Here is a 21688-nt window from a genome sequence, read left to right as displayed (position 1 = left end):
GATTGGCCTAATTAAAGTTTCACTTTATACACCGAGTAATTCTTTTAGTTCGTCTGTTGATAGTTCAGTCATCCAACTATCGCTTGTGATGACCGCATTGTTTAGAGATTGTTTTCTTTCTAGCATTTCATCAATTTTTTCTTCTAATGTTCCTGTTGTAATGAGTTTGTGAACATGAACAAATCGTTTTTGACCAATGCGATATGCGCGGTCTGTTGCTTGATTTTCCACAGCTGGATTCCACCAACGATCGTAGTGAATGACATGGTTGGCAGCGGTTAAGTTTAATCCTGTTCCGCCAGCTTTTAAGGATAAGATGAAAATGTCATACGTTCCGTTTTGGAACTCCTCAATCATCTTGTCGCGATCTTTTTTCGGTACACTACCGTTTAAGAAGAGGACACGCTGGCCGAATTTTTCTTCTAGCACACGTTTTAGCATGTTCCCCATGCCGATATATTGAGTGAAGATGAGGCAACTTTCATTTTGATCTTTTATATTTTCTATGAGCTCCATTAACGTTTTTGTTTTCATAGAGCGTTCAACGACATTTTGTGGCTCTTCTTCTTTTAAATAAAGAGCTGGATGATTACAAATTTGTTTTAGCTTGTTCAGCATAAGTAATATAAAGCCGCGTCTTTCAATTCCACTTAATCCTTCGACATTTTGCAGTGTATCTTGAACAAGTTGTTCATATAAGGAAGCTTGTTCACCAGTAAGAGGACAGTAAGCTTTTTGTTCTTGTTTATCTGGTAAATTTAATGCGACTGTTTGATCTTTCTTCGTTCGGCGCAGTAAAAATGGTGAGATAAACCGTTGAACTTGCTGGATTTTTCCTTCATCACGATCTTTTTCAATCGGTGTGACGAAGCGGCGCTGGAATTGCCCTAAGCTTCCGAGATATCCATGATTAATAAAGTCGAAAATGGACCAAAGTTCAGCGAGGCGATTTTCCATCGGTGTACCAGTTAAAGCAATTTTGTGATTTGCTTGCAAGTTTCGTACTGCTTTCGACTGTTTCGTATGTGGGTTCTTAATATTTTGTGCTTCATCCAAAATAACAGCATCCCAGCATAATGAAGTTAGTTCTTCCTCATCGAGTTGAGCCAATGCATAAGATGTTAATACAACATCTGCCGATTGAAGGAAATCTTCAAAAGAATTGCCCTTATCTCTATTACTTCCATAATGTAATTGAACACGTAAATTCGGTGCGAAACGCTCAAATTCTTTTTGCCAATTTCCAAGAACAGATGTCGGCGCTACGATTAATGCAGGGCCTGTTTTGAGATTGTTTTCTTTTATATATAGTAAGTAAGAGATTGTTTGAATACTTTTCCCGAGTCCCATATCGTCAGCTAGCAATGCTCCAAATCCAAGCTTTCGTAAATATAATAACCATTCAATGCCGTGTTGTTGATACGGACGAAGTGTTGCGTTTAGTGAAGTAGGGACATCTACTTTTGGAATATCTCCAATATGAAGCAGCTTTTGGAATAGTTCTTCATAATATCCATCTAGTTCGATTTCAATATCAGTAAACGGACTATCATCTTCTACAATTTCTGTTTCAGCCGTATTTGATAAATGTTGCTGCAGGACATCTTTCATCTCTAGTCCGTATTTATCGGCACGGTTCATGAGTTTCCTTACTTCTTCGATAAAGGCTGGATCTAGTCGCATCCATTGACCATTTATATTAAATAGACGTTTATTTTGTTCAACGAGTTCAAAAAATTCGCTTTCTGATAAATCAATGCCGTTCGTCGAAATGCGCCAATCAAAATTAACGAGCGTATTCATACCGAAGAACGATTGTGTTTGTGCTGTATTTTGCTTCAGCTGGACACGTAATTTCGGTTTTGTTGCTTTTAAATTTTGCCACCATGATGGTAGTAAAATTGTAATGCCGGCCGCAAGTAATTCATTGCTTGCTTCTGTTAAGAAGTTCCAAGCTTCTGTTTCAAAGAGCTCATTTCGGAACGTATCTCCTTCTTTTAACCACGGTATGAGTTTACTAAAACCTTCTTGTGTTTCTGTAATCCGTTCTTCGTAATCGTGCCATCTTTTCGGTAAGGAATCGATGTTTTCATATACATATATGCGATGCGCCCCGCGCTTTGGTGTCACAATTGTTTCAAGCTTCCACATTTCAAATTCTTCTTGTGGTTCTTGTAGTCTTAGTCCGATTGTAAACGGAAGATCATCTTCAATATAACCAATTTTCCGAAGCCAATCTTCTTCATGTAGTGCTGTTTCCAGTTGTCTTTTCGTAAAGTCATAATGTTCATATAGTCTTTTAGCATCTTCCCAGCCGTCATTTGAGCGGTTGTCTTGTAATATGCTTTCATTTACTGCTGCTGAGAAAAGCGATGCTAATGTGTCATCTTCAATTGGTGTATTTTGAACTTTCCAAGATGGTTGTTTAGGCCAATGATTCATATCTGGTACGAAACTACCACTCGTAAAGGCATCCCATAGTTCATTTGCATCTTTCGTAAGTGCTGTAATCGTGCCGTTTATTTGAATATGTGCAAAGGAATTCATCGGTTTGTTTGCAATGTATTCAAAGGCTTGTGCATTTGTTAGCAGCACACCTTGTTTTCCTTCGAAGGTTGCTTCTTTTAGAAACGTACCGTAGAAAGAAGTGGAGTGCCATGTGAATGCATTTCGTTTCCAACTTGTTACGGATAATGGAGTACCGCTGTCATCTTCTCCCCAAAGGAACCAACCTTGACTAACATGCTGGAGCCTAATTGTTACTTCAGTTTGATTGATCATCGATTAATTTTCCTTTCCGTAATTCCTCTTGTAGTGCACGCAGACGTGAATGGAGATTGGCGATGTGAATAATGAAAGCATCCCATTCATCGGTGCGTTTTAATCGTTTATATAATGTACGTAATTTCTTTAAGTAACGAACTGCACGTTTATATGATTTACGATTTCGTTCTTCAATCGCCTCTACAGCAGCAAGATGGTAAAGAGGAAGTGCCACTTCTGGCGCTTCTTTTTCAATATCTTTCAGTGGCTCTTTCAACAGTTCAATTGCCTCAAATCCATATAAGAGATGAAGCTCTGCCCATGTGCGATACTGTTTTTTCGCGAGTACGTACTGTTCGTAGTTTGTGAAACTATACGGTAATAGTTCTTGTAAAATCATTTCAAAACCAGCTTGTTCATTTGTATGTGTTGCGTATGTTTCATACATGATTACAAATAGCCGAACGATATCTTTTATGAAAATCGTATTTTCGTGATCTTGGATCGTTTTCTTTACTTGTTTATACGTAAAGGAAAGCCAGTTTTTTGCACGATCCCATTGCATGGCACTTAATAGTTCTTCTAACCAATAGAAGTATAGACTCACAACAGAAGCAGGTTGTTTCTTTAGTAAGTCCATCGCTAGTACATCTTCATCATTTAAAAAGAGAAGATGAGAAGACGCTAATGCTTTGGATAGTGGATTGATTTTCGTATCGATTCGTTTTTCTTCCTCTTGTATGTTCTCTTTATTGTTTAAAAGTTCACTCCATATGTGACGATAAATGAAAAATCGCTCTTGCGTATAAGCATCGGTAGAGAAGAATACTTCATGAACGAGACGAGCTGTTTCTTGCAAAATTATTTCAGACTCTGAAGGAATCGCTTCTGATTGTAAGTCCCGAACGATGGATTCCACTTTATCTACAAATAGGCGAACGACATTAACAGGTTGGTGATAAGAATACGTTTTGTTTGCTTCGAATGCCTGAATTTCTTCTAATAATTTTTGAAAGCAGTAAATTGCTGCATGTAACCTGAATAATTCATGTATGGCGATGACGCGCGGAGCTTTCCGCTCAAGCTTCGTATAGAAATCTGTAAAGATACTCATAAGAAAATACATTTGTTTATAAGTAAGGCGAGCTTGTTCTTTTTTAAATGAATCATATTCTTTTTCAAAATATGATTCCCAACTTTTATAATCCGTTTCTTCAAAAGCTGATGATTGCAATACTTGTCTTGCAGTTCTAATAGGAGGAAGGGAAGGTTTCGTATTATTTTTAAATAAAGTTAATACATCTCCTACTTGCCCGAAACTAGACGCTGCAGATAGTAATACAGCGAGCATATGCTCACATTGTGTTGGTGCGAAGCAATCACAATAACTTTCAGTGACATTACGAATCGGAATATGAACGCTATATACGTTGCCTTCCGCATCTACAGTTCCTGATAGTGTATAACCATCAAAGTCAACGTTGTAGACAACACCACTACGATATAGGTGCCGAGCTGTAGCGACATGTTCCTGATCAGCTGTTTGCTGCGGATCTAGTCCTTGAACGAACTCATTCGCAATCATCATAATTTCATCTTTCGTAATTGAGTGTTGCAGCATAATATTCCTCCGTACACATATTTCTTTCCTTTACCATTATAAACAAAAAATGCTCAAAACAGAAAAAATGAAATTTGGATTACATAACTTGAAAATCATGGTAATATATAAAATGTCAATTTCATATATGAATATATACGTATAGGAGGAGAAATAATTTGTCAGATTTACAGACGAAGTTAGGTAGTGGAATGAATAAGTTACAAGAAGGAATAGAACAAGGGAAAATGAAGTTGCAAGTTGCACAAGAAATTGCTCAATTGAAAAAGGGAATGCAAGTGCAAATGCAGAAAAAAGCAGAGGTTCTATTAGAGGTTGGGCAGCAAGTGTATGTTCAATTAAGAGGAAGTGGAGTAAATGAAGCGAGCTTAAAAGAAATGATTGCTCCAGTTCAAGAATTTGATGTAGCTATTTATCAAGCAAGAAAGCGCATTGTTGAATTGCAAAAACAACAAGGTGAAAAAGCTACATGTGAATGTGGTGGACCTTTATCAATAAATGATAAGTTTTGTGGTTCGTGTGGAAAACCTAACCCGATGTTAGCAGTAGAAAATGAAGGTGAAACGGTAAATTGTATTTCATGTAATGAGCATATCGATAAAAACTCTACTTACTGTCCAGTTTGTGGAATTAAGCAAAGTGGGGAGTGAATTAAATGTATTGTCGCACATGTGGAAAACAACATGGTGAAGAAGTAAATTATTGCCCAAATGAAGGTAGTATGGAGATTGCAGGAGCTATAGATGCAGTAACATTAGAAAAAGATACTGCAAAATACTGCAAAGGTTGTGGCAGTGAAAATGCTCAAAAAAATTTATATTGTCAAAAGTGTGGGTATTCTTTATCTGTTGTGAAGAAAAAAGAACAATCTGTAAAATTGCCTACAATGGATGGTGCTCCTAAAGTTGAATTTAAAGCAGATAAAGCCGTTTTACAAAAAGGTTTTATTGGTGGGGCTGTTGCAAGTATTCTCATGTTAATTGCTGGTTGGATTGGTAGTTTATTATTTGCTTCTATGTTAAGTGAGATGTTTAGCAAATTTGCAAAAGAATTAGAAATGTTGCCAAGTTTTTATTCGAGTGCAACTTCTACGATGTTAAGTTACCATTTACTTGGTTTTACAGCTAACGATGATAGTGGATTGATATTTTCTTTATCTTGGCATACTCCATTTACATTATTATTAATCATTCCATTTATTATTTTCGCTGGTACAGGAATTTGGTTAGGGAAACAGCATGTTGCGAAAACGATTAAAGATCAAATCTTTATGGCAGCAACAGTTGGTATTATTTATGGCGTCTTTTTATTCATTATAAGTTTTATAGCATCACAATCTTTTGCAATTCCATTCTCAGAAGCAGGTAAAATTACGGTTGGCTATTCAGCGATTAAGAGTTTATTGAGTGGTTTTGTATGTGGGACATTATTTACCTTATTAGGATTTATTGCTCATACAAGCAAAAACAATATGGCAGTAGCATTTCAAGAGTTAATGCCATATGGAGCGTCTGTGTATTACGGTGTTTCAGCTATGATAAAAGGACTTTTAGTAACAGCGGTAGCGGTTTGTATTATGGCGTTAGTAAGTAAGGAAGACGGTATTGAACCATTAAAAGAAATAACAACTTTAAAATCTGAAAGTACATTATTAGCATTAGAGTTAACACCTCAATTATGGAGTATGGCTCATTTTGCGCCGTTAGAAGTATCAAGTCCAGCACTTAGTAAAGAATTTACTAGAATTGGTAAGAAATCAAATACATATGAGAGCACACTATCGTTTTCATTTATATCAGGCGTCTCTGTAAATGGCGTAGAGCTTAGAGAGATATTGATTTCAAAAGGAGCAAATGAGGAAAGCCTTGCAGAATTTGATAAAGTGAATAATGTATTCCATTATGGTTTATTACTGCTTATTATTCCATTGTTCTTTATGTTTAGAGCGGGAAGAAAGTTAGCTAAATTACCGACCGCCAATATATATATTACATTAGCGGTATGTAGTGGTTCTTACACAATTATGATGATTGTAATGAATATGATTTCTAAGTTCCAAATTAATGTTTCAGGAACGGTAACAGGTTTATTTGGAACAAGTGGAACGGTATTATCTATGCAAAATTCATTTATATATTTAACTTTGTTTAGCTTGATTGTGACATATGTAGCGGCATTTGCTGGAATGAAATTAGCTAAAAAATAGGAGGAGAGCACGTTGAAGTTTTGTGGAACATGTAAAAAGAACGTTGCAGACCATTTGAACTTTTGTCCGGAGTGTGGGAGTAAAGTAGAAGTAATCGTTGATAACACTGCTGCTTCATATACAGAATTACAAAGCGAGACAAAATCAGTGAAAAGTAAGAAAAATTTATTTTTGATCATTGGTTTTGCTGTTATTGCTGCATTATTATTTGGGGCATATAAATTTGGAGCATATAAGTTTTCAAAAGAAAAGCAAGTAAATGTAATGATTGAAGCATTCCAAAAGAAAGATATTAATGCAATTGATGAGTTTGTAAAAGCGAATGATTCAAGCTTAAAGATTAAGACAGAGGATATTAAAGCGTACATGCGTTATTTAAAAGAGAATCCTTCTTACAACAAACAATTACTGTCTTATTTACAGAAAGAGACAGTAGATCAAAAGTTAACTAAAGATAAATCTTCATTTAAGGACGGGGAAATAGTAGAAGAGGGAAAAGAGTGGTTCTTATATCCAAAGTATAAGTTTAGCATGAAATCTTATTATATGAGCATTAGTACAACTGCAAAAAATGCAGAAATACATGTGAATGACAAAAAAGAAACAGAGCTTTCTAGTGATAAAACTTCGAAAGAGTTGGGGCCATACTTCCCAGGTACATATGTTGTAAAGGCAACGGCGAAGACAGAACTGACTGAATTAGAAACAGAGAAAGAAGTAGATTTAGCGGATGAACAGAGCGAGAAGGTGAAAGTGGATTTATCGCTTGAAGGTAAGTATGTAAGCATTTCTTCTGATGAAAGTGATGCAACTGTATTTGTGAATGGGAAAAAACGTGGAAAATTAAATTATGGAAGTTATAAGCTTGGCCCTGTATCCACAGATGAAACAGTAGAAGTACATTTAGAGAAAACTACTGATTTTGGTGTGATGAAATCTGAAAGTGTTAAAATTGGAGACCAAAGCACGTATTACTTAAAATTCCCGAAAGAAACATCAAGTTCAGCAGTGGGCGAATTTGTAAGAAATCATATTTATGATAACGTACGTGCAATTTCATTAAATGATTTTAGTTTAATTGAAAAGAATTATGATAAGAGCGGGAAATCGTATAAGGAAGACCGTGATTATATACAGTATTTACACAAAAAAGGAATTACAGAAGACTTATTAACGATGGAAGTTCGTAATGTAGAGCGTCAAAGTGATACGAAATATAAAGTAACGACATATGAAGAGTATCATATTCGTTACGGTGATGGATCTGTGAAGTTCAAAAGTTTTAATAACGAACATATTGTAACTGTGAATGGAAATGGAAAGATGTTGTATCATTCTCTTGGTGCAAATAATACGTTGAAATCAGAAGATGTATCTGGTCCAACTCGTTAATATGAGAGAAGCTGTTCAATATTTGAACAGCTTCTTTTTTGTAGCTAAATCGATATTTCGTGTCGAACCGTTGATATATCGTAAGTTATGATAGATATAATTGAAAAATCGTTGATATATTTTTTTACAATTATGAGTGTGTTTCCTTTAATATTTCTTGTACATATGGATCATGTAATATCTGCTCTATAATTGGTAACATGTTTTGTTCAAATGGAATGTCGATAGGAAATGGCTTTTGAGAGCCTGGTTTTATTCCATATTGCACAATTTTGTAATGTGTATTGTTTTCAGACTTGAGCACAATTAACTTATAGCGGTTATCATCGCCAGCGAGTGAGAAATCAATAGACGTAGCGTTATATGTTACTTCATCTTTATATATGTACGGTTTTGGCGTACCAATCCAGTCTACTTTTGCTTGTACATTCATGGGCATAGCCTCCTTATATGTATTATAAATAAAAGCCAGCTCTCAATAAAGAGAACCGGCTTGTAATTTAGCAGTCATTGGTTATTTTAAAATTTTCACTTTAACAGTTTTGCGTCCCCATTTTTGAGCAGCGCTATCTGATCCAAGTAAGATATCAATACGGTTACCTTTAATTGCACCACCAGTATCTCCAGCGATAGCTTCTCCGTAACCTTCTACCCATACTTTAGATCCTAATGGGATTACTTTCGGGTCAACAGCGATCATTTTCATGTTTGGATTCGCAGTTAAATCATGACCCATTGCAGTTAATACACGGCCGCCATATGTGCCACCGTTTTCGCTCGGGTGAGCTGTATATGCTGTAGCTACAACTGTTAACTCACGACCACCAGATGGTTCGCTAGTTTCAGCAGCTTTCACAGCAGGCTTAGCAGCTGGTTTTGCTTGTGCTACAGGTGTTTGAGCCTTAGCTGGTGCTTCAGCTTTAGCAGGAGCCGTTGTTTCTTGTTTCTCAATTACAGGTGCTGTACCTGTTAAGAAAGGAACATGAACATAAGCTGTTTTCCCGTTATATTCAAATTGTAACCACTCATTTTGTACTTGGTTCGTTGTTTCGATTACATCGTCTTTCTTCAACTTTCCAAGAACCTCTGAGTTTGTGTTCGCTTCAGCACGTACGTTTAATACGTTAGCTGTTACGTAGTAGATGCTTTTTGTGAACTCTGCACTTACGAATGCGTCTTTACCGTCTAAAGTAACTTTTGACCATCCGTTCTCTGTATTTTGTACATCTATTTTATTACCGTTTAGTAATTTACCGACAACTTTTGATTCCGTAGTAGGGTTTTCGCGTACGTTTAGTACGTCTGTTGTTACAACAGTTTCTGCATTAGCAGATGATGTGAAAATCCCAAGACCAAAAACTGCTGCTGTTGCTATACCAATTAATTTTTTCATGATAGCCTCCATTGCGTTTGTTTTCGTGTCCTCATTATAGCAACAGATTTTTTCGGATTTGGGGAAAACACACAATTACAAACCATTCGTAATAAGTCGTTAATATCCTGTAATATAACAAAAAATATAGGAAAGCGTTTTTCATTCTATATGACTCATAGGTTTCTAGTTATATTCAAAATATTTAATACAACATGTTTTTTTCGACGTAAATAAAAATATTACAGGAATGTTACATGATGTTTACTAAACGATTACATTCCTTGAGTATTTTACCGTTTTATGGGTAATATAGTTATATAAACATAAACATTTTGTTTGTGAAGCTATAAACACGTGCTATATACTAGCAAAAAAACCGCATAATTGTTACAAAACGAAAGGGTTGCAAGGAAGAAATTTGCCCTTTTTTACATATGTAACACATCCTTTTTTAGGAAAATACATTCCTATCCGCGTTTTTCTCACACAATTTGACAGCAGTATTTCTAACTTGTAGCTCTTGCAGAGTGAAAAGGTTATACGAAAGGTAAGGCTGTCCATAAGAATTCGAATTGGTGAAGGTGAAAGTAAGAAAATCACTGCAAAATTATAGTTTTCTATCCGATTTTACATATCGGAATTTATGTTATTTACAAAAGCGAAACCTACGAAGGGGGATTTGATGAGGAAACTGACAAAAACATTCATCGTTTCATTAACATTATGTATTGCATTTACAATTTGGGGGATTATTCCCGAATCTATTATTGGAAAAGGTAGTTTAGGAAATGTAACAACCGCAATTCAAACTGCATTAGTTAGTAAGTTCGGCTGGTTTTATATTATTTCCGTTTCTATTATTTTAGGTGTGTCTATCTTTTTAATTGTTTCGAAATACGGTTCTATTCGTCTAGGTAAAGATGATGACGAACCTGATTATAGTTATATGACATGGTTTGCTATGCTATTTAGTGCTGGTATGGGTATCGGCTTAGTTTTCTGGGGCGTTGCTGAACCATTAAACCATTTATACGCACCTCCGTTTGGAGAAGGTGCAACTGAGGAAAGTGCGCGTCTTGCACTGCGTTTTTCATTTTTCCATTGGGGATTACATCCTTGGGGACTATATGCGTTTGTAGCGTTATGTATTGCTTACTTTACCTTTAGAAAAGGAAAAGCAAGTACGATTAGTGCGACAGTAGGTCCGTTATTTAAGGGCGGGGAACACGGGCGTATTGCTCATTCATTTGATGTGTTAGCTGTTTTTGCAACTGTGTTTGGTGTTGCAACGTCATTAGGTCTCGGTGCAAAACAAATTGCAGGTGGTGTTAGCTATTTAACATCTATCCCAAATTCATTAACGACACAGTTAGTTATTATTGCAATCGTAACAGTATTATTTATGTTATCTGCGCAAACAGGTCTTGATAAAGGAATTAAATATTTAAGTAATACGAACATTATTTTTGCGTTTGCACTTATGATTATTGTATTATTTGCGGGTCCAACAAACTTTATTATGAATTACTTCACTTCAACAATCGGTTCTTACATTCAGGAATTACCAAGCATGAGCTTCCGTTTAAGTCCATTAGACGAAGGTGGAAACCAATGGATTCAATCGTGGACAATTTTCTATTGGGCATGGTGGATTGCATGGTCACCATTCGTAGGTACGTTTATTGCTCGTGTTTCACGAGGACGTACAATTCGTGAGTTTGTAATCGGTGTGTTACTTGTGCCGACCGTAATTGGTGCACTTTGGTTCTCTGTTTTCGGCGGAACAGGTATTCATATGGAGCTGTTTGGTGATGCACATATCTTCGAAAAAGTGAAAGAGATGGGAACAGAAGTAGGGTTATTCGCTATGTTCGATCAGATGGGCAGCTTTGGATCAGCTTTATCAGTTTTAGGTATTTTACTTATTGCAACATTCTTTATTACATCTGCAGACTCTGCAACATTCGTTTTAGGGATGTTAACGACACATGGTAGTTTAAACCCACCAAATCGTATTAAAATGATTTGGGGTATCGTTCTAGCCGCGATAGCTTCTACGCTATTATATATTGGCGGATTAGAAGCATTACAAACGGCAGCTATCATTGCAGCATTCCCGTTCGTCTTTGTTATTTTCTTTATGATGGCAGCATTATTTAAAGAGTTACAAAAAGAAGGACGTATGAAGCGTCATTAATAATAGAAGGAAAAGAGCTGATTTCATATCAGCTCTTTTTTTATCCCTCTATTTGCTGAGCAGTAAGAACCCCACCTCAAAATTCAGCAAAAGCAAATAAATCGAGCTGCTTGTAAAAGCCCGATTGGTGATGGCTAATGAAAGTTTCACTTTATATAGAAGGAATTTGAAATGCGGGTAGGGGAAATAAAATACTTTACCATATAAGTAGTATGCCTTTTATACGAAGAAAAAACGATAGGTTTCGACAATATTCGATCCCTTACGAATTCTATTCATATTTTTGACAAAAAATTGTCGGAAATGTGTTGTCACGTTTATATATATGTGCTATATTATTTCCTGTAAGCGATTTCAAATAGTTTTAAAGCGCATTCAAGGGGGACATCTAGAATAATGAAACGTTACGAAAGAAAGTGGAAGCATATTTGTTTGAAACGTGTGGCACATCGTAGTGTCCAAGAAAGCACGGAACCTAAGACTGAAACGCGCAAAGAACAGCAAGAGAAGCAATTGGTTCTACAAAAATAGCAATCACTTTTTCGTATATAAATGAAGGTCGATCGTTCGTTGGGGGATGGACGTGAAATTACTTTCAGCTAAGGGGTATTGTCTGATATATAATTTATACGGCAATAAATAAGCACAGAGCATACGGCGCTCTGTGCTTATTTTTATTATTTATCTTTTTTAAATCGAACTGTTTTATCCCAGCCAATGACTTGTTTCTTGCTCTTTGCACGTAAGTATAAGATTAAGCTACGAATAAATAAGTACGTAAAGAGCTGTGCGTACGTAAAGTACATAATAACGCTAATAAAAATATTAGTCGGTGTAAAGGTTCGTTCGACACTCTGGGCACTAAATAATTGAGAAACATATGTAATATATGCAACATACCACATAAATAGTAGCGGAATGCTATATTGAATTTGGAATATCCCGAGCAGCCCAATTACAAACCAAACGTTCGAAATGATTAGGAATAGCCAAAATACAACATACACCAGAACTTGTTGTAAGGAATGAACAAGCAGCTTTCCTTTAAAGAAACTTAATGATGAGAACATTTTTTCTAAAATATATAAATTTCCTTGGAGCCAACGTGTACGTTGTTTAATAAGAATTTTTAAATGCTCTGGTTCTTGTTCCCAAGTAACTGATTCTGGGACGATTGGTAAGAGATAACCTTTTTGTGTAATTCGTAATGTTAATTCAGCATCTTCTGCAATTGCGTAAGGGTCATAGCCACCAAGCTCTTCTAGTGCGGAGCGACGAAGAAGCATGTTTGTTCCTGTCAGCGAGCCTGTTTGGAATAGTAACCAGCGTCCAGATTGCATAAGGAGCTGGAAGATTTGGAATTCTAGCGAAATCATTCGCGTCAACCAGTTTCTGTTTTCGTTTACTGTACGAACGTGTCCAACAGCTCCAACAGCATCTTCAGTTGTTTCAGCGTGCTCTACAAGCATTCGCAGTGCGTGTGGTTCAGGTTGGTTATCTGCATCGTAAACACAGAAGTACTCACCATCTGAAATACTAAGCCCATAGTTTAGTACACGTGATTTACCCTTCGGTTCACCGGGAGGAACACGAATATGGCAAATATGAGCATAAGCTTTGTCGAAATCATCTCCGATTTCAGGTGTTTCATCTTGAGAGTTATCATTTAATAAATAAATAGTTAGCTTTCCTGGATATTCAATCTTTGCCATCGCCTCTAAAGTATCTTTAATAACGACGCCTTCATTATGGGCAGGTATGAAAATATCGACGCTCGGATAATGTTCTAGCGTACGATCTTTTCGTTTACTATTTCGGTGAATTAAGCCCGCGATTGTTAAGAAAGAGTAGTAAACGAGTAAGCCAGAGAATAGAAAGGCCGTAAAAATAAGTACATATTTAATTGAAAATGTGATACTAATCCAAAAAACGAGTACGCAAAACAGAAGGAATAAAAGAAGTATAACGAGAGTCATCATAACAGTGTCTGTCCTTTGTTTCCAATTTGCTCGCGTGAAATTTTTATATCTTTGATTGCTTCAGCAGCAAGCCATTGCTCCATTTTTGGTTTTAGGCGGTTCATTACAATATCAGCACCAGCTTCATTTGTGTTTTGTAATAAAATAACTAGCGTATTATTATCATATTCAGCAGCAAGGTCAAAATCATTCCTTACCGTTTCAACTAATAAAGAAGCTACACGGTCCATAACACTTTCCTTTGTATATTTACTAAAGGAAGTGAAATCAAAGTAAACAATAATGCCTGTTTCATTACGACGATTCATTGCAGTCGTTAATAACGCTTGGCGTCTCTCGAATTCTTGTCTTGTTAGTAATTTGGATTCTCCAATATATTGTTCCAATGTTCTCACACGCTCAGTTAAAGCTTTATTTTCATGAATCACTTTTTTCAATAGGTGAGTTGTTATATATACAATGAAGAAGTTAGCTGCCATCAGGAAGTGGGTAATCATATATTGCCATTGATCTGATGTACTCCATAAGTGAAGCCATGCTTGATAGAACAAATAAAATACGGAAATAATGGTTCCTAGTATGAAGAAAACAAATGCTGTTTTGTCAGCTAAAAATAAGAATAGTACATTTACGATTACGTATATTATTGTAAAAATGAGAGCATGCTCATATTTCGTCACATATACAGTAGTAAAATAAAATACAATTTGTAAAATCCACATAGAGAGGATTTTATAGAACTTATCTTTCACAAAACTTTCCTCCTTAAAGCTATTTCATCAATAGATACTTGTAGTATGCGCAATTATTAAGAAATTGACCATGTCGTTAAACTCTTTTGAAGGGCAACAACAAGTAGTATCTCTATTTTCATAAGAAAAATAAAAAGACTTAAACATTATTGTATCATAATGTGCTTATATTTAGGATAAATTGATTAATAGATACATAAAAGACGTTTGGATTGCATGAAAAAAGTCTCCTCTTGTAGAAAGAGAAGACTCTATATAAGTTTATAGGAACATCATACCTGCAACTGCTGCGTTTAAGAAGTTCGCTAATGTACCAGCGATAACTGCTTTAATCCCTAATTGTGCAATTTGTTTACGGCGAGTAGGAGCTAACGTTCCTGTTACACCTAATTGAATTGCGATAGAAGAGAAGTTTGCAAATCCACAGATTGCAAATGTTAAAATTAGATTTGTTTTGTCAGAGAACTCTGCCATGTGTGGTCCTAAGTTTGCGTATGCAACGAATTCGTTGATTGCAAGTTTTTGACCGATAAAGCTTGCTGCTTGTATCGCTTCACCAGGAGAAACCCCGATTAAGATTGCGAATGGTGATAATAAGTAACCAAAGATTAAATCAAGACTAAGTTTAATATCGAACAGAGAACCAACCCATCCTAATAATCCATTTAATAAAGCGATTAATGCGATGAAAGCCATTAACATTGCTGCTACGTTAATAACAAGTTGCATACCTTCAGATGCGCCGCGTGCAGCTGCATCAATAACATTTGCATCTTCACGTTCTGTAGAAAGTTCAACGTTATTATCTACTTTTTCTGTCTCTGGCATGATTAGTTTCGCAATTAATAAGCTCGATGGAGCCGCCATAATTGCAGCTGCTAATAAGTGCTCTAACGGAATACCCATTGCTGCATAACCGACAAGAACGGATCCAGCAACAGCTGTCATACCGCTTACCATAATAGTGAAGAATTCACTATTTGTTAAGCGTGCTAAGTAAGGTTTAATTAAGATTGGAGCTTCAGTTTGTCCTAAAAATACAGTCGTTACTGAGTTTAAGCTTTCTGCTTTAGAAGTTCCAAGAAGTTTACTTAATGCACCACCAACGATGCTAACAAATTTCTGCATAATACCGAAATAATATAAGATTGCTACTAATGAACTAATAAATACGATTGGAAGTAGTGCTTGAATAAAGAATACAAATCCCCAAGGTCCTTTTGCGTTGACTAAATCCCCAGTAACGAACTTAATTCCCTCGTAAGAAAAATTAATTAATCCTTGAACACCGTCAGCAGCGTGTTTTAAACCTGCTTTACCAGCATCCCATCGTAATACGATAAATGAAAATGACATTTGTAATGCTAGCGCGATTAAAATTGTGCGCCAATTAATAGCTTTGCGGTTGGAAGATAGTAGAAAAGCAATTGCTAATACTCCAATCACGCCGCCAATTCCCCATAAAAGATTCATGCAGTGTATGCTCCTTCCTCATAGTAAAAACAGTGTATAAACCAGTTGTCTATACGTTTACGAATATAACATCTTAAGTAACTTATCATAATGGACATCGGAGGTCAAACGTCTAATGAAAAGTTTAAATAAAAAGAAAATTCTTCAAAAAAACACATATAAAATAAATAGACATGAAATAGGTTATGTTTTTTATGGAAATATATACATTATGATAACGTTATGCATTGTTTTTGCAGAATAAAGTGTATGAAATGGAAGAATGGATACATTATTTTTATAGAGGGAAGCTAGAGGAAAGGGAGTAATGTGTTGAAATCGTACAAAAAAGCCTTCTAGTAAACTAGAAGGCTTTGAAACTATTAATTAAGGTGCTTTCGTGTATCCTAAGAAGTGGCTCTTCCAATAAGAGTTACTTAATGAAGCGATTGCTACACCTTTATCTCCAGCTTGGATAAATGATCCGCCCCCAAGGTAAATACCCATGTGAGAAGGACCAGATTTATAAGTGTTTTGGAAATAAATTAAGTCACCAGGTTGTGGACTTGAAGTTTGTGGTAGGCTACTCCAATATCCTGCAACACTTTGGCGGCTAATGTTATGACCAAATTTCTTAAATACGTGGTAGATGTAGCCACTGCAGTCTACGCCGTTAGCAGAAGTTCCGCCCCAAACGTACGGTACACCTTGCATTGATTTTGCATATGCAAGTACGGAAGAACTGTCGCCGCTATTGTTGCCTGTATTATTATTGTTGCTATTGTTTTGATTGTTATTTTGGTTATTGTTAGGCTTATTATCTACTGCGCCTCCAACTGGTGTTTTAGATAGGTAACGTGTTCCGATATAACCAGTTTGACCGTTGTAGTTAATTTTGCTCCATCCAGAGTTTTCAGAGATTACTTGAACCTTCTGTCCTTGTGGAAGTGCGCCTATGATTCTATAATTTGTACCTTCGCCGCTACGTACATTTAGTGCAGAAGCATTAATGTAGTAGTCGCCAATCGCACCTTGGTTAGGTTTTTCAGGTTGTTTTGGTTGCTCAGGAGTAGTAGTGCCACCTTTAACGAATTTTACAAATTCGCTACTAACAAAGCCTGTTTTTCCTTGGTAATTTACTTTAAACCAACCGTTTTCAGATCCAACTACGTTTAATGTTGTACCGTTTAAAACGCCACCAATTACACTATGGTAAGCGGCAGGGCCTGTACGAACACGTAAAGACGTAGCGTTAACTACGTAAGAACCGCCAGTTTGAATAGTTCCATTATTATTGTTTTGCTCTTGTTTGTTGCCTTCTGTAACGTTTTCGTTAGAACCGCCTTTTGTTACATAGTCTTTGCTTACATAAGCAGTTTGTCCTGCGTAATTGATTTTGAACCAATCTTGAACTTCTCCAACAACTTGTACTACTTGTCCTTTTGTCACAGAACCTACAGTTGTGTGAGAAGTGCTAGGACCTGTACGAACGCGAAGGGAAGATACATTTACTGTATAGTTTCCGCTTGCTGGTTTTACTTCTTGGTTGTTATTATTCGTATTGTTGTTTGAAGAACCTGTATTAGAAGAAACGCCAGATACGAATTCGCCACTTACATAACCTACTTGTCCATTATGGTTAATTTTCACCCAACCATTTTCTTGTCCAATTACGTTTAATGTTTGTCCTTCATATACACGCCCAGAAACAGAACTAGATGTGTTAGGAGCTGTACGTACACGTAATACATCAGCGGTAACTTTATTGTTTCCACCTGTACTTACATTGTTGTTTGCTGCGCCACTTTTTGATACAAATTCGCCACTAACAAAGCCTGTTTGTCCATTAATGTTAATTTTGAACCAACCGTTTTCTTCGCCAATCACGTTTAGTGATTGACCGTTATAAACGCGTGAGATGATGTCGTGAGAAGTGCTTGATCCCGCACGAACATGTAATACGCTCGCGTTTACCTTATAAGATGAGCTGTTTGATGCAGAAGCTTGGACAGTTGTAGCAGCTTTTTGTGTATTTTGTTCAGGTGCAGCTTGAACACTATCAAGTGTAGGTGCTGCTCCTCCTGCTACAGACACTGCCGCAAGACCGGCAAGATACTTTTTCATAATTTGTCGATTCCTTTCTGTCTGTAATGTAGTGAAGAAATATTTACCAACTGTTAAAAATTCTAAAGAGCATGTCGATTACTGTCAAGACTTATATAGGAATCTGAATATGACAAAAAGATTACAAGAAAAAAATCAAGGCATAAAATTACACCTTGATTTCCATTTAAATGCATATATTGAATATGAAAGGACAGAAATTATTCGTGTTTAAGAAGATGCCATATTGGATTGTAATAAGATTTGATTAAAAGATTTTTGCAGTTTTTTGGTGATAGGCCCAACTTGCCCATCTTGAATCGCGGTCCCATCAAGGTGGGTCATTGGTAAAATTTCAATCGTTGTGCCTGTAAAAAAGCATTCATCTGCTTGATAAACGTCACGAACGCTGAAAAGTTCTTCCTGCACAGGAATGTGAAGAGTATTCGCTAAAGAAAGGACATATTGACGAATAATGCCATTTAAAATAAGGTGATTGGCTGGATGTGTGTAAAGCGTTCCGTTTTTAATTAAAAAGAAGTTGGAATGGCTTCCTTCCGTTACAATACCGTTCCTTACGAGAAGTGCCTCTTTACAGCCTTTCCGTTCAGCTTTCGTAGCAGCTAGTACGTTTGGTAATAAATTTAATGATTTAATGTCACAGCGTAGCCATCGAGTATCGGGTTCTGATATAGCGCGTATACCATATTCAATCCATAAAGCTGGTCGTTCTTTTTTTGTAATATAGGCATAAATTGTCGGAGGGTTGTCATATGAAAATACATGTGTGCGAGCTTGTACACCACGAGATACTTGCAAATAAATGGTGCCATCTTCGTGGAAATGGTTTCGTTCAATTAATTTGTAAAGTAAAGTGATGAGCTCAGCTTTTGAGAAAGGGAGCGATAATTCTACTTCTTCCATGGATCGATATAATCTCGTTATGTGCGGATCTAATAAATGAAAGTTCCCTTTATATAGGCGAATAACCTCATAGACACCATCTCCGAACTGCGAACCTCTCTCTTCAAGTTCTATGTACGTTTGTTGTTTTGTTGTATCAATAACTTCATCATTCCAAAGTACAAATTTTTCGTATGCCAATTTCCGTCCCATCCTTTCGTAAGTACGTAAGTAACGTGAAACTTTCATTCATGCGAGATAAAAATCACTATAGTAATTTTTATGTGAGCAATTCTCTACATATGACCATATATGTATTTGTAAATCATAGAGAAATAAGGATGATCTACCCCGCATTAACGGCAGTAAAGCCCCTACTTACAAATTCGGGTAGAGCAAAGAAGTGAAGTGGGCGAATCACTGCCCGTAAATGCCCGATTGATGAGGGCTGATTAAAGTTTCACTTTACAGCATTTTGTATATACAAATTCGAAAATAAGAAATGAGAATCCTGCTTTTAAATAAAAAAAAGCAACATTCTTATGGAATGCTGCACAAGGAGGGTAGCTATCTTTCATAGGGACATTGTCTCGTTGAATGCTTTGTGTATGGAAACAAAACAAGTTGAAAGACAATTATAAGAAAGTAGAAACAAAAGATTTACACATTTCTTTAAGGGATCTTACGAAAGATGAGAGATAAGAAATATGTAGAACCTCGTTTGCATATTTTATTATAGAGATTCTTCATTAACACTATGTGAATATTTGGTAAAGGTTATGTAATTTTAAAGTTAATGAATATAAGTAGTTGTATGGAAGAAAATAAAAAAGAGGCTGAGATTACTCAGCGCTCTTCTTTTCTTCTTTAATAACTGTTTTTACTTCACCAGTTTTGATCTTATTACTTTCAGAGAAGCGAAGTAAGTCACCTTCAATGATTTTATCAGACATGTTCAATTCATTTTGGGCACGATCAATTAGTGGCTGGGATTCTTCTTTCGGTAATTGTACAACTTCGCCAGTAGCACGGTCATAGAATGTACTGTTTGTGTACATGTATTTATCTGTAACGAAGCTACCGTCACGAAGAACAACGAATCCTTTATTATCAGGTGAGAATACATCATGACCGAATCGAACGTCATTTGTAGAATCTACACCAAGTAAGTTTAGAATAGTTGGTTTAATGTCAATTTCACCAGTTGGTTTCGAAATTGTTTTACCTTCTTTTTGACCTGGAACGTGAATAAACATCGGTGTTTTTTGTAAGTTCATATGGTCAAATGCAGTGATTTCTTCTTTTCCTAAGAACTGTGCCATTGCACGGTTATGGTTTTCAGAAATACCGTAGTGGTCACCGTAGAATACGATTACTGAGTTGTCGTAAATACCTTCTGCTTTTAGACGCTCAATAAAGTGTTTCATTGCTTCGTCTAAGTAACGAGCAGTTACCATGTAACGGTCAAATACTCCATCACCAGAATTGTATTCATCGATTAATTTTGTACTGTCATCGTAAGTGAATGGGTAATGATTCGTTAAAGTAAGGAAGCGAGTATAGAATGGTTGCTTCACTTGTTTTAGCATATCAATAGATTGATCGAAGTACTCGATATCTTTTAATCCCCAGTTTAATTTTGTTTCTGGCGTAATCTTGTAGTCAAGCTCGTTGTAGTAACGATCATAACCAAGTGCTGGATACATAATGTTACGGTTCCAGAATGTTGCGTTGTTTGCGTGGAATACCGACGTGTGATACCCTTGCTGACGTAAAATTTCTGGAGTTGCTGTATATTCATTGTTACCGTGTGTGAAGAATACAGCACCGCGGTCTAGTGGATATAACGAAGTATCTACTAGGAATTCAGCATCAGATGTTTTACCTTGACCAGTTTGATGGAAGAAGTTATCAAAGTAATAACTTTCTTTCGTAAATTGGTTTAAGAATGGTGTAACTTCTTGTCCATTAACTGTTGCACCAATTAAGAATGTTTGTAATGACTCAAGAGAGACAACAATTACGTTTTTCCCTTTTGCAGTACCGAACATATTTGGATCTGGTTTACTTTGTGTTGTTTTTACGTAGTTTTCTGTTTCTTGTAATTTACTACCGTCAGCGAACGCTTTTTGTGAACTTGATTTTGCTTGTAAGCCAAGATCGTATACTTGATGTACATATAATCCTAAGTTTTTAACAAGCATAACGCGGTCGAATGAACGTGTTAATAGTTCTGGGCGTTCAGCTTCTGCAAGTCCTAAGTTTGCGAAGAAAATAGCAACTGTTGATACGAAGTATAGAGAACGCATCGGGCGTGCTACACGCTCTGTAGGTGCAAAGTTCTTCATTTTCTTTAATAGAACGAAGAAAACGATAATGTCTGCAAATGCAAGAATAATTTTGTAGTTAAATAATTCTTGCACACTAGAACCTAAACTTCCGAAGTTAGATGTTTGTCCTAGCACCGGTAATGTAACGAAGTCATTGTAGAATCCGTAGAACATTACGTTACCAACAAGAACGATTGTTAAGACAAAATTAATTCCAAGTGCTATATAGTTACGTTTTTTCCCTTTTGCAAATAATGCAAGACCAACAAGCAGTAATGATGCTGCTAATGGGCTAAGGAATAAAATGAATTCTTGCATGAAAGATTCAAGTTTTAAATCAAAGCTTGTGCGTGTAATAAGGTAAGTTTTCAGCCATAAGGCTAAAGCTACGAATACAGTGAAACGCACATTTTGAAATTGTGATTTCAAGGTTTCTTTCATTCATTTCCACCCTTTCTCTATCAGGCTTGGTCGATTTTGGAGCGAAAAATGCTAAAATAAAAAATACATAGTTTTCTTGGCCATAATTAAAGGTTCTATATTCACCCATATACGACTATAACTATGCATACCCTTTTGGTTTCTTTTGTTGCTCATAAGCATAACGTCATTTCT

Annotated in this window: 14 protein-coding genes; 4 read left to right on the top strand and 10 right to left on the bottom strand. The window is 36.2% G+C overall.

What is annotated here, in order from left to right:
- Positions 1 to 24: 24 nt before the first annotated feature.
- Positions 25 to 2781, bottom strand: coding sequence for a DEAD/DEAH box helicase (locus DN407_RS25875; protein WP_000610111.1), 2757 nt, complete (start codon positions 2779 to 2781; stop codon positions 25 to 27).
- Positions 2765 to 4384 carry an SWIM zinc finger family protein gene (locus tag DN407_RS25870; RefSeq protein WP_149216706.1) on the bottom strand — a complete coding sequence of 540 codons (1620 nt, stop codon included), beginning with the start codon at positions 4382 to 4384 and terminating at the stop codon, positions 2765 to 2767. Before DN407_RS25870 ends, DN407_RS25875 begins: the two co-directional genes overlap by 17 nt.
- A 158-nt stretch (positions 4385 to 4542) precedes the next feature.
- Here DN407_RS25870 and DN407_RS25865 point away from each other — a divergent pair, with 158 nt between their 5' ends.
- From DN407_RS25865 to DN407_RS25855, 3 genes are read left to right on the top strand one after another with little or no spacing between them, the layout of a single operon-like run.
- Positions 4543 to 5034, top strand: a complete 492-nt coding sequence (locus DN407_RS25865; RefSeq protein WP_001281753.1) for a zinc ribbon domain-containing protein — start codon at positions 4543 to 4545, stop codon at positions 5032 to 5034.
- A gap of 5 nt (positions 5035 to 5039) precedes the next feature.
- On the top strand, positions 5040 to 6590 hold the full coding sequence (locus tag DN407_RS25860; RefSeq protein WP_000271640.1) for a zinc ribbon domain-containing protein: 1551 nt from the start codon (positions 5040 to 5042) through the stop codon (positions 6588 to 6590).
- A 12-nt stretch (positions 6591 to 6602) separates the two neighbouring features.
- On the top strand, positions 6603 to 7982 hold the full coding sequence (locus tag DN407_RS25855) for a zinc ribbon domain-containing protein (protein ID WP_000666896.1): 1380 nt from the start codon (positions 6603 to 6605) through the stop codon (positions 7980 to 7982).
- A 130-nt stretch (positions 7983 to 8112) separates the two neighbouring features.
- Here the strand turns inward: DN407_RS25855 and DN407_RS25850 are convergent, their stop codons facing one another.
- Both DN407_RS25850 and DN407_RS25845 read right to left on the bottom strand, forming a co-directional pair.
- The gene (locus tag DN407_RS25850; protein WP_001102540.1) at positions 8113 to 8415 is read right to left on the bottom strand and encodes a DUF3910 family protein; all 303 of its coding nucleotides are present in this window, start codon (positions 8413 to 8415) and stop codon (positions 8113 to 8115) included.
- Between the two features lie 81 nt (positions 8416 to 8496).
- Complete coding sequence (locus DN407_RS25845) at positions 8497 to 9375, bottom strand: cell wall-binding protein EntA (RefSeq protein WP_000733346.1); 879 nt, start codon at positions 9373 to 9375, stop codon at positions 8497 to 8499.
- A gap of 664 nt (positions 9376 to 10039) precedes the next feature.
- Between DN407_RS25845 and opuD the strand changes: the two genes are divergently transcribed.
- Positions 10040 to 11554, top strand: coding sequence for a glycine betaine transporter OpuD (gene opuD / locus DN407_RS25835; RefSeq protein ID WP_001230117.1), 1515 nt, complete (start codon positions 10040 to 10042; stop codon positions 11552 to 11554).
- 677 nt (positions 11555 to 12231) lie between these two features.
- Here opuD and DN407_RS25830 read toward each other — a convergent pair.
- From DN407_RS25830 to DN407_RS25800, 6 genes are all read right to left on the bottom strand, one after another.
- On the bottom strand, positions 12232 to 13533 hold the full coding sequence (locus DN407_RS25830; protein WP_086408243.1) for a glycosyltransferase family 2 protein: 1302 nt from the start codon (positions 13531 to 13533) through the stop codon (positions 12232 to 12234).
- A complete protein-coding gene (locus DN407_RS25825; RefSeq protein WP_000653234.1) occupies positions 13530 to 14285 on the bottom strand; it encodes a nucleotidyl cyclase domain-containing protein in 756 nt (251 codons plus the stop codon). Before DN407_RS25825 ends, DN407_RS25830 begins: the two co-directional genes overlap by 4 nt.
- A gap of 261 nt (positions 14286 to 14546) precedes the next feature.
- Positions 14547 to 15758 carry a NupC/NupG family nucleoside CNT transporter gene (locus DN407_RS25820; protein WP_001051029.1) on the bottom strand — a complete coding sequence of 404 codons (1212 nt, stop codon included), beginning with the start codon at positions 15756 to 15758 and terminating at the stop codon, positions 14547 to 14549.
- A gap of 366 nt (positions 15759 to 16124) precedes the next feature.
- On the bottom strand, positions 16125 to 17861 hold the full coding sequence (locus DN407_RS25815) for a C40 family peptidase (RefSeq protein ID WP_070184475.1): 1737 nt from the start codon (positions 17859 to 17861) through the stop codon (positions 16125 to 16127).
- Between the two features lie 210 nt (positions 17862 to 18071).
- Positions 18072 to 18956: a D-amino-acid transaminase gene (locus DN407_RS25805; protein ID WP_074595267.1), complete on the bottom strand. Its 885-nt coding sequence runs from the start codon at positions 18954 to 18956 to the stop codon at positions 18072 to 18074.
- A gap of 629 nt (positions 18957 to 19585) precedes the next feature.
- On the bottom strand, positions 19586 to 21514 hold the full coding sequence (locus DN407_RS25800; protein ID WP_098377650.1) for an LTA synthase family protein: 1929 nt from the start codon (positions 21512 to 21514) through the stop codon (positions 19586 to 19588).
- Between the last annotated feature and the right edge of the window lie 174 nt (positions 21515 to 21688).

Origin of the sequence: Bacillus sp. JAS24-2 (assembly GCF_008274905.1) — a bacterium.
In the GTDB taxonomy this organism is placed as follows: Bacteria; Bacillota; Bacilli; order Bacillales; family Bacillaceae_G; genus Bacillus_A; species Bacillus_A cereus.
Note: the sequence above shows the minus strand (reverse complement) of the source record. Positions and strands in the feature narration are given on the sequence as shown.

Coding starts and splice junctions, on each gene's coding strand:
- DN407_RS25875 (WP_000610111.1), bottom strand. CDS start 2,781: ATGATCAATCAAACTGAAGTAACAATTAGGCTCCAGCATGTTAGTCAA.
- DN407_RS25870 (WP_149216706.1), bottom strand. CDS start 4,384: ATGCTGCAACACTCAATTACGAAAGATGAAATTATGATGATTGCGAAT.
- DN407_RS25860 (WP_000271640.1), top strand. CDS start 5,040: ATGTATTGTCGCACATGTGGAAAACAACATGGTGAAGAAGTAAATTAT.
- DN407_RS25850 (WP_001102540.1), bottom strand. CDS start 8,415: ATGAATGTACAAGCAAAAGTAGACTGGATTGGTACGCCAAAACCGTAC.
- DN407_RS25845 (WP_000733346.1), bottom strand. CDS start 9,375: ATGAAAAAATTAATTGGTATAGCAACAGCAGCAGTTTTTGGTCTTGGG.
- opuD (WP_001230117.1), top strand. CDS start 10,040: ATGAGGAAACTGACAAAAACATTCATCGTTTCATTAACATTATGTATT.
- DN407_RS25830 (WP_086408243.1), bottom strand. CDS start 13,533: ATGATGACTCTCGTTATACTTCTTTTATTCCTTCTGTTTTGCGTACTC.
- DN407_RS25820 (WP_001051029.1), bottom strand. CDS start 15,758: ATGAATCTTTTATGGGGAATTGGCGGCGTGATTGGAGTATTAGCAATT.
- DN407_RS25815 (WP_070184475.1), bottom strand. CDS start 17,861: ATGAAAAAGTATCTTGCCGGTCTTGCGGCAGTGTCTGTAGCAGGAGGA.
- DN407_RS25805 (WP_074595267.1), bottom strand. CDS start 18,956: ATGGGACGGAAATTGGCATACGAAAAATTTGTACTTTGGAATGATGAA.
- DN407_RS25800 (WP_098377650.1), bottom strand. CDS start 21,514: ATGAAAGAAACCTTGAAATCACAATTTCAAAATGTGCGTTTCACTGTA.